Source organism: Stenotrophomonas sp. 2YAF26 (assembly GCF_052114625.1).
Taxonomy (GTDB): Bacteria; Pseudomonadota; Gammaproteobacteria; order Xanthomonadales; family Xanthomonadaceae; genus Stenotrophomonas; species Stenotrophomonas indicatrix.
Map to the genome: position 1 here is coordinate 503416 of NZ_JBFRFC010000001.1, position 9082 is coordinate 512497.

At 67.3% G+C, this 9082-nt stretch carries 11 protein-coding genes and 2 pseudogenes; 5 read left to right on the forward strand and 8 right to left on the reverse strand.

The genetic code is table 11. The features are described from left to right. Positions 1 to 2 precede the first annotated feature (2 nt). From gspG to AB4Y98_RS02235, 7 genes are all read right to left on the reverse strand, one after another. Positions 3 to 440, reverse strand: a complete 438-nt coding sequence (gene gspG, locus AB4Y98_RS02205) for a type II secretion system major pseudopilin GspG (protein WP_313248187.1) — start codon at positions 438 to 440, stop codon at positions 3 to 5. Between the two features lie 57 nt (positions 441 to 497). After that, complete coding sequence (locus AB4Y98_RS02210) at positions 498 to 1082, reverse strand: hypothetical protein (RefSeq protein WP_363733486.1); 585 nt, start codon at positions 1080 to 1082, stop codon at positions 498 to 500. Positions 1083 to 1201: 119 nt separating this feature from the next. Continuing rightward, complete coding sequence (locus tag AB4Y98_RS02215; RefSeq protein WP_336028892.1) at positions 1202 to 1753, reverse strand: hypothetical protein; 552 nt, start codon at positions 1751 to 1753, stop codon at positions 1202 to 1204. 53 nt (positions 1754 to 1806) lie between these two features. Continuing rightward, positions 1807 to 2787, reverse strand: a complete 981-nt coding sequence (locus AB4Y98_RS02220; RefSeq protein ID WP_442243685.1) for a FecR family protein — start codon at positions 2785 to 2787, stop codon at positions 1807 to 1809. Positions 2788 to 2856: 69 nt separating this feature from the next. Next, the gene (locus tag AB4Y98_RS02225; protein ID WP_025874363.1) at positions 2857 to 3387 is read right to left on the reverse strand and encodes an RNA polymerase sigma factor; all 531 of its coding nucleotides are present in this window, start codon (positions 3385 to 3387) and stop codon (positions 2857 to 2859) included. Between the two features lie 16 nt (positions 3388 to 3403). Next, a complete protein-coding gene (locus AB4Y98_RS02230; protein ID WP_442243692.1) occupies positions 3404 to 4084 on the reverse strand; it encodes a TonB-dependent receptor in 681 nt (226 codons plus the stop codon). Between the two features lie 148 nt (positions 4085 to 4232). Beyond that, positions 4233 to 4697, reverse strand: a complete 465-nt coding sequence (locus AB4Y98_RS02235) for an Lrp/AsnC family transcriptional regulator (protein ID WP_025874361.1) — start codon at positions 4695 to 4697, stop codon at positions 4233 to 4235. A 124-nt stretch (positions 4698 to 4821) separates the two neighbouring features. On the opposite strand from AB4Y98_RS02235, the gene AB4Y98_RS02240 reads away from it, so the two are divergent. From AB4Y98_RS02240 to AB4Y98_RS02260, 5 genes and pseudogenes are all read left to right on the forward strand, one after another. Continuing rightward, a complete protein-coding gene (locus tag AB4Y98_RS02240) occupies positions 4822 to 5556 on the forward strand; it encodes an AzlC family ABC transporter permease (protein WP_442243686.1) in 735 nt (244 codons plus the stop codon). Next, positions 5553 to 5867, forward strand: a complete 315-nt coding sequence (locus tag AB4Y98_RS02245) for an AzlD family protein (protein WP_033831264.1) — start codon at positions 5553 to 5555, stop codon at positions 5865 to 5867. The genes AB4Y98_RS02240 and AB4Y98_RS02245 overlap by 4 nt, the downstream gene beginning before the upstream one ends. A 117-nt stretch (positions 5868 to 5984) precedes the next feature. Beyond that, positions 5985 to 6812, forward strand: coding sequence for a hypothetical protein (locus tag AB4Y98_RS02250; RefSeq protein WP_442243687.1), 828 nt, complete (start codon positions 5985 to 5987; stop codon positions 6810 to 6812). 140 nt (positions 6813 to 6952) lie between these two features. Continuing rightward, complete coding sequence (locus AB4Y98_RS02255) at positions 6953 to 7381, forward strand: PAS domain-containing protein (protein ID WP_005409905.1); 429 nt, start codon at positions 6953 to 6955, stop codon at positions 7379 to 7381. 38 nt (positions 7382 to 7419) lie between these two features. Beyond that, a pseudogene (locus AB4Y98_RS02260) lies at positions 7420 to 8799 on the forward strand (flavodoxin domain-containing protein); the annotation flags it as partial. Here AB4Y98_RS02260 and AB4Y98_RS02265 read toward each other — a convergent pair. Continuing rightward, positions 8790 to 9082, reverse strand: a pseudogene (locus AB4Y98_RS02265) (hypothetical protein); the annotation flags it as partial. The pseudogenes AB4Y98_RS02260 and AB4Y98_RS02265 sit on opposite strands and share 10 nt — an antisense overlap.

The following is a 9082-nucleotide window of genomic DNA, read 5'->3' on the forward strand; positions in this document are numbered from 1 at the left end:
CCTCACAACTGCCAGGAGCCGATGTCCGCATTGCCAGCCTCACCGCCGGGCTTGCTGTCGGCCCCCAGCGAGAACACGTCGATATCACCGTGCGTGCCGGGGTTCTGGTACTGGTAGGGATGCCCCCACGGGTCATCCGGCAGGCGGTCGAGGTATGGTGTGACCGGCATCGCGCCGCTGCCCTGCGGCGGCTTCACCAACCCCTGCAAGCCCTGCTCGGCGCTGGGATAACGGCCATTGTCCAACCGGTACAGCTTCATGGCCTGCATCAGCGCGGCGATGTCCTGGCGTGCCGCCACCACGCGGGCCTGGTCGGGGCGATCCATCAGCCGCGGCACGATCAGTGCAGCCAGAATGCCGATGATGACCACCACCACCATGATCTCGATCAGGCTGAAGCCTTGCTGCCGAGCCCTGCGACCACCCATCTGCGTTGCCATTGTTCCGCCCTCATCATCCTGGAAGAGACCGCCGCCCCATGGTCAGCGGCGCATGTGTCAGTACGATAAACATCCTGCGGAAATCGGCCGTTCCTGCAGCCGATCACCCACACGGCGCGCGTTCGCTACGGAGGCAGCGTCCAGCAGCGAAGACGGAACGCGCGCCAGCGTTTCCTCCACGCAGTGCTGCAGCAGTGGCGCGGCACACGCCTGCAGGAGGCGCATGCACTGCGGGGGCGACCAGGCCATGCCATGGTCGAAGCCGATGAATTGCCGGTACACCTGGTGATAGCGCAGATCGTCGTGCAGGCGCTGCACGCTGCCAGGGGCGCACAGCGCGATCAGCAGTACCGCACGCTGCACCATGCGCACCTCCGCGCTCTCCTGCGCAAGCGTGGCCAAGGCCGCTTCAGGCCACGGCTGCAGGCATGCGTCCAGCGCCTGCCGCAGCAGCATCAATGGATGGCCGCTGACATCCAGCGCTGACCACCTTGCCGCATCGGCCCAGGCATCGCTGGACATCATCCACACCCACGGCTGCCCATAGCGCTGCACATTCACTGGCGCATGCCGTGCCTGCTCCAGCGACTGGCTCAGGTGGCGGTCCAGCTCCAGCATGCTGATCCTGCGACTGTCGTTCATCGGCGTCGCCTGCGCTCCGCGACGCGGGAGCGTCGTACTCTGCAGAAGACGTCAGCAAGGCAACCGAAGCGACAGCACGAATGCGATGTTGAGCAGTGCGTGGCAGCATCGCGGGAATGTCACCGCAACGTCATCCGCCTGCAGGCTTGCAGGTCCAGGCGCGGCGCCTCTCCGCCACACCGCCGGGCCAGCACGGCAACGTCGCTGCGCTGCGCGAATGCCGCCAACGCGTGCATCGCGTCCGCGTCATCCAGCAGCGCCGCCGTCGTCGCCTGCAGCAGTGGCAGCTGCCATCCCTCCATCTGTGCATCGCTGGCGGCCACGAACCAGTGCCACAACCGGTGGTAGCGCACGTGATCGTGAAGTGCCGCCAGACCCTCGATGCCGTGCATGGCCATCAGCAACAAGGCACGTGCCAGTGCAGCGGCAGGCAGCGTTCCCGATTCCGAAAGTGGCAGCGCCTGCCGCTGCAACCGCAGCAGCATCGCCAACGGATGGTCCTGTGGCTCGAACTCCAGCAGCACCGCCTGCTGCCGCCACTGCGGGTCGGACACCACGCATACCCACGGCGCGCCATAGCGGTGCACCATCAGCGGCCGCCGCTGGGTGGTTTCCAGCAGCGCCGACAGATTGCGGCGCAGATCCAACACACCGATGGTCTCGTTGCGCATCCTTGGCCTCTCCATGCATGCAGCGGGCGTGCGCGTCGCGCGCAGCCAGGGTCTTACCCCAAGACGGCAATTCCACCGGGAAAGCGACGCAGGCCGAGTGACAGCGTCTGCCCGAGCTGCTCCAGTGCGGCATCCGGATCATCAATGCGGAAGCGACCACTGACCGGCGCCCGCGCCAATGCGGATTCGCCCAGCAGCACCTTGCCGCGCCGGTAGCGGTTGATCTCGGCCACCACCTCACGCAGTGGCGCGCGGCGGAACACCAGCATGCCTTCGGTCCAGGCGCTGACTTCGGCCGCCACGGCTTCGGCCACCACACCACTGAGGCGCTCGTCATACACCGTCTGCTGGCCGGCCTGCAGCTGCAGGCGACCTTGCGGATGCTCGATGCGCACGCTGCCGCGCAGGCAGGTCACGCGCACCTGGCCATCGGTATTGCGCACATCCAGGCGTGCTGCGCCCTCGTCGGCCACCAGGCAACCCGGCCCGGCGAACAGCGCCAGGCGCGCTCCCGCAGCGGCCTCGATCGCCGCCTGTCCCTGCACCAGCTCGAAGCCTTCACCCTGGGCATCACTGCGCCGGCGCAGGCTGCTCTGCGTATCCAGTTCGATCTTTAGGTGCGGCGTCGGCGCAATCTGCAGCCGCTCGCCGGTACCGGTATGGAAATCGGCGGTCATCGCCGTCACCGAAGGCCACAGGCCCAGTGGCGGGTGCAGCGCAGCCACCACGGCCAGGCTCGCAGGTGCCGCCACGGCCGCACCCAGGAATGCGCGCCGGCTCCAGCGTTGTGCCGGGGTTGCAGGCTGCGGCTGGCGCGCAGCGGCAGACAGCTGCTCACCGGCCAGGCGTACCTGTTCCCATTGCCGTTTCGCGCGCGCAAAGGCGTGCCGATGGCCGGGATCGGCCTCGCACCATTGGCGGAATTTCCTGGCATCGGCCGCAGTGGCTTCGCCCGAGGTCAACCGTACCACCCACGCGTGGGCCTGGCGCTCCACGGCGTCGAGCGGGCGGTGCGGTTGATCGTCAGCGTCCATGAGGGCTCTTGCCGTCCCCGCACGCTGCGGGGTTCTGCTCGGCGTCAAAGTGTAGACGGATGCCGTGCCTCAGAACCGCACCTGCCGTCCCTGCCCGCTGCGTTCGGCCAGGTAATCCTGTGCGGCTTTCAGCTCACGCTGCACCAGCCGCAACGACACGCCCAGGTGCTCGGCCACATCGCGCTGCTGCAGGCCGTCCACGCGGATCGCCAGCAGTATCCGGCGGCGGCGCTCGGGCATCCGCTGCAGCAGGCCGACCATGTCTTCCAGCGCCATCTCCTGCTCGGCCGCCTGTGCCGGCCCCGGGCCGGGATCGGCCATGTCCATCAACGTATCCACTTCTTCCAGGCTCAGCAGGCGATGGTCGGCGCGCTGGCGGTCGATCACGGTGTTCATCGCCATGCGCAGCAGGTACGCCGCTGGGTTCTGTACCGGGTCCAGGCGATCGCGACGCGTGCTCAGGCGCATCCAGGTGTCCTGCAGCGCGTCGCCGGCCAGCTCTTCCGAGCCCAGCTTGCGCACCAGGCGGCGCTTCAGTTCGTCGTACGCGCCCAGCAGATGGTCCATCAGGTCTACCGCCCCAGCCGTGCTGTTGCTCATGTTCGATTCCTTGACGTCATGGTTGGGGCGGGCGCCGGCCACAGTCGTGGCCCGCGCTGGAAGGACGGATCTGCAGGGTCACCGGCTGCGGCAGCGCGGCAGCATCGGCGTCCAGCCGCAGCACCTGCATCGCCTGCAGAAGACGCGCATCGCGGCGGGGGCTGCCGCTGCCGGCAAGCAGTTCGGGTTCCTGCACCTGGCCGTCGTTGGCAATGCGGAAGCGCAGCGTCGCCGCATAGGCGCCCGGTGCAAGGTCAGGGTCGCCACAGAATGCAGTGCGCAGCCGCTGCTGCAGGTCGCCGAAGCGGCGACGCTGCCCGAGGTCGGTGGTCACATCGGTCGGGGAGGCATCGGTGCCCGCGTGTGCGCCGCGGCGCAGTACCACGCGCTGCGCACCGATCAGCTCGGCCTCGACACCCGTATCCTGCAGCACCACCTGCAGCGCCTGCAGTGGCGGCAGGCTGGCCTGCAGCGGATGGCTGCTGCGGCCCGTGCCGAGGTCGCCGGGATACATCACCGACCACCCGCTGACGACACTGAAGCGCTCGACCGCCTGTTCCAGCGGCTGCGCGGGAATGTCATAGGCGCGGATGTCGTCCTGTGCGGCGGCAGCGAAGGCGAACAGCAACCCGGCGGCGGCCGCCACCCTCCAACGTCTGATCGCATGCTGTCCATTCAGCCCCCTGACGTAGAACACATGACCCTCGGCAGCGACATCAGCTGCAGCGGCGAAGCGCGGTGCGACCAGGCGGGTCGACCTGCGCACGGCCGGCAAGCGGGTCAAACCGTAGCGGCGTCACGTGTCATTGCGATGACGGCGGCGCGCAGGGGACGCGCCGGGCCGTTCAGACAGGCAGTTCAGTGGTCTGCTTGATCCGCTGCATGGGGATTTCGGTCTTGGTGTTCTGCACCCCGGCGATCCGGTTGAGGTGCTGTATCTGGAACTGCCGGTACGCATCAAGGTCGGCCACGGCCACCCGCAGCAGGAAGTCGCAGTCGCCCGCCATCAGATGGCATTCAAGCACTTCCGGGAAGGACTTGATGCTGTTGATGAAGTGGTTGGTGGTGTCTTCGTCCTGGCCACGCAGCCACACGCGGACGAACACCGTGAACCCACGCCCGATCCTCGCCGCGTTGAGCAGGGCCACGTAGCGATCGATGTAGCCGCCCTCTTCCAGCAGGCGGACCCGGCGCAGGCAGGCGGACGGCGACAGCCCCACCTGTCGCGAAAGCTCCAGGTTCTGCAGGCGACCATCGCGCTGCAGGGCGTCGAGGATGCGGCGATCCAGGTTGTCGAGCTGGTACTGCATGAAATTTCACCCATCAGGCTGATGGCCGCATGATATTCCACATTCCGTCGGCTCAATGGCATCAACGCAACCCGATTTCGTGATCGGACCGTTAGCATGGGCCACCCCCACCCGTTGTTGATCCATGGACGCCCGAACCACCCTGCCCCTGTCTGATCCCGTGTGCGACACCGCACCGCGCGCCGAATTCCTGCGCGGCCTGCGCGCCGCCGTGCCGGTGATGATCGGCTTCATTCCTTTCGCCCTGGTGCTCGGTGCCCAGGCCGCCCAGAAGGGCCTGTCGGCGCTGGAAGTGCCACTGATGACCGGCCTCAACTTTGCCGGTGGGTCTGAATTCGCCGCGGTCGAACTGTGGACTTCGCCGCCACACATCGCGCTGATCGTAGCGATCACCGCACTGGTCAACAGCCGCCACCTGCTGATGGGCGCCAGCCTGGCGCCGTTGCTGCAGCACCTGCCGCGCCGTCGCGTGCTGCCGGCGCTGTTCTTCATGTGCGATGAAAGCTGGGCACTGGGCGTGGCCGATGCGCGCCGTCGCGCACTGGGCTTCAGCCTGTCCTACTACCTAGGCGTGTCGGCCGGCCTGTACACCGTGTGGGTGCTGTGCACCGCGCTGGGCGCGATCGTCGGCCCACTGCTCGGTGACATCCACGCCTATGGCTTCGACATGGCCTTCCCCGCCGTGTTCCTGGTGCTGCTGCGCGGCATGTGGCAAGGCATGCGCGCCGCCCGGCCATGGCTGGTCAGCCTGGTGGTGGCTGCGGGCACATACCTGCTGGTGCCCGGCGCCTGGTACGTCGCCAGCGGCGCGCTGGCCGGTCTGGCCGCTGCGTGGCTGCTGGCCGAGGACGCCGCATGATCTTCAACGGCCTGATCCACTGGACCTCGGTGCTGACCATCATCCTGATGGCCGCCGCCACCTATCTCACCCGCATCATCGGTTTTCTCGCGCTGCGCAACCGCACCCTGAGCAAGCGCGCGGTGACGGTGATGGAAGCCGCCCCGGGCTGCGTGCTGATCTCGGTGATCGCTCCGGATTTCGTGGCCGACAAGCCGGCCGATCTGGCCGCACTGGCGATCACGTTGCTTGCGGCCACACGGCTGTCGATGCTGCCGACGGTGCTGATCGGTGTGGTATCGGCGGGTGTGCTGCGGTATGTGATGGGGTGAGCGCCAGAGGACAACCGGCGCCGACCGTCGGCTTCCATATGCAACACGTCTGATTGTGCGTGCGCCGGGGCGCCTGCAAGGATGCATCCACGGCCTTGGAAGGGTGATCTCCTGCAGATGGAATCCTGGTTGCGGCACGCCACGGGCACAGCAGCGCTGCTGCTCTGCGCCAGTGCGTGCAATACCCTCGACATTCCCCCGCGCGATAGTGTCGGCGCGGACGGAGCGTTTGCCACGAGCCTGCGCGGAGCGCCCTCGCAGCTGAGCGTTGGCACCGCATCGGTACTGCCCGGCCAGGAGAGTTCGGAGCAGACGACGCGCTCGCACACTTGCCAACGGGAATCAACCGAAGTGATGGTGCGCTGGGTCGAACCCAGCCTGTCCACTGACCAGGCAGTGAATCTATGCACTGCAGCCGCGCACGCGGCGAGACAGCCACTCCAAGCCGCAGGCCTGAACGATACACCGGTCCGCTACCAGGTCACGATCGTCAGCGACGGCGGCGGCATCTGGCAACAACCTGCCAGGCCAGTCCGACCAGAACTGGTGGTGGCGCTCTGGTTTCCCGCCGGCGACGACGCTGCTGCACTGCGTGCGCGCGTAATCTCCACCACCGCACACGAGTTCCACCATATCGCCACCGCGATGGCAGGCCAGCGCCGATGGGGAGCGCACCGGGAACCGGAGGCATACCTCGCCGGGGCATGCGCGCTGCTGGCGATTGAAGGTGAGCTTCGGCGCGAGCAGCTACCCGGCCGCCATGATCCCCGCGCTGACAGCCTGCTGCCGGCGGCAGCACGGCGGTCTGGAAATGCCGGCAACGCGATGGGCCAGTTGTTGCAGGCATTCTTCAGCGGGGATCGTATCCAACGCGATGACGAAGAAGGGCGCGCACTGCTACGACACTGCCACCACACCATCGGATTCCCCGCCATCGCCCACTAACGCCGCCCCTCCCTGCGACAGCCGGTCGCAGCCCCCTCCGGGCACACGCTTGACCTATATCAATCCGCCCCACGCCACGGGCGCGTATCTCTATGCAGGAACCCAATACGCCGGCGTCACCGGCATCCAAAGGACCTGCGATGAGCTACACCCCCGACAACGCCCAGCTGCTCAACGCCATGCAGAACGTGATGGTGATCTCCACCACCGACCTGCAGGGCAACATCACCTATGCCAACGACCTGTTCTGCACGCTCACCGGGTTCGCGCGCGAGGAACTGATCGGACAGCCGCACAGCATCGTCCGCCATCCGGACGTACCCAAGGCCGTCTACAAGGACATGTGGGACACCATCAAGGCCGGCAAGACCTGGACCGGCATCGTGCCCAACCTTGGCAAGGGCGGCGTGCTCTACGTGGTCGACACCACCGTGCAGCCGCTGTTCGACGCCGACGGCAACATCACCTCTTACATCAGCATCCGCCGCGTGGTGAACGACCTGATGCAGAACTACGACCTGGTCGAGTTCAGCAAGGAAAAGTTCGACGACTTCTACGAGGCTGCGTGAACGCCATCCCCACACGCAGGCCCATCAGCCGGCTGCTGGTGGGTTTCGCCTCCGAGTCGGGCAACGCCCGCGCCCTGGCCCAGCGCCTGGGTGCGGATCCGGACCTGCAGCCGCATGGACCGCAGGTCCTGCCGTTCAATGACATCGATGTGGCCAGCCTCGGCCACGGCGATGTGCTGCTGGCCATCTCCAGCTCGTTCGGCGACGGCGAGCCACCGGCCAATGGCGAGCGCTTCTTCGAGTCGCTGCGACAGGCGCCCGCCCTGCCCGGACTGCGCTACGCGGTGTTCGGCCTGGGGGATACCGGCTACCCCAGCTTCTGCGGTTTCACCAAGGCGCTGGATGCAGCGTTGAGTGATCGTCAGGCGCAGCCACTGCTGCACCGTGTCGACGCCGACCTCGGCTACGAACAGTTCTTCCAGCAGTGGCGGCCGGTGCTGGGCCAGGTACTGGACGGTGATGCGACCGCCGGCCAGGACCTGCGCCTACAAGTGACGGCCTACGGCGAAGACAACGCGTTCGCCGCCGGCATTGTCGAACGGCGCCGACTGAATCACAGCACCCCCGCCGCCTGGCACCTGCAGCTGGACATCGCGGGCAGCGGCATGGCCTACCGGGCCGGCGACACCCTGCATCTGGTTCCGGAAAACGATCCTGCGCTGCTGCAGGCCCTGGCCAGCTGGTATGGCGATTCCAGCGCCGTCGACGCGCTGCGCGACCGCGAACTGCGCCTGCTCAGCAAGGGCGTACTGCGCGAACTGGCCAGGCTGGGGGGTAGCGACGTACTGAAAAGCCTGCTGAAGATCAGCCAGAAACGCGAACTGGACGCCTACCTGCATGGCCTGGACCTGCTGGACGTGCTGCAGGACCACGCCACCCCGCAGTCGGTTCCGCTGGCGCGGCTGCGCGAGCTGCTCTCACCCTGCCTGCCGCGCGCCTACTCGATTGCCTCGCATCCGCGCGACGACCAGCTGAGCCTGTGCGTGCGCGAAGTGCGCTACACCCTGCGTGGCCGCGAACGCTTCGGCACCGCCACTGGCAGCCTGCTGCACGGCGGCGACACGGCGCGTGTGTACTGCCGCTCCAATCCGGGCTTCCACCTGCCCGAAGGCGGCGACGCGCCCCTGCTGCTGGTGGGCACCGGTACCGGCATCGCGCCGCTGATGGGCCTGATGCAGGAACTGCAGGCCACCGGCGACGCACGGCAGGTCCATCTGGTGTTCGGCGAGAAGCATCGCGAGCACGACTTCCTGTACCGCGAGCAGCTGCAGGACTGGCAGGCGCGTGGCGTACTGGCCAGCCTGCACACAGCGTTCTCGCGCGATGCTGCGCAGAAGGTCTATGTGCAGCATGTGCTGAAGCAGCAGGCCACGCAGATGCGGGATGTGCTGGCCCGTGGCGGCCACATCTACCTGTGTGGCAACAAGAGCCACCTGGAAGGTGCGATGCGCGAAGCCATCGACGCGATCGGCGGCGAAGGCCATTGGGATGCCCTGCGCAGTGAGGGTCGCACCCACTGCGAGCTGTATTGAACCGTCCCTCGGGTAGAGCCGGCCGCTGGCCGGCTGCTGTTGGCGCTACGACGCTGCCGGCCAGCGGCCGGCACTACCTGCGGGTCGTGGCTGATCAGCAGCAGTGGAATACCGGTTTCATCCAGCACGGCTTCCAGCTCCTGGCGAAGGTGCTGGCGCAGGTCGTGGT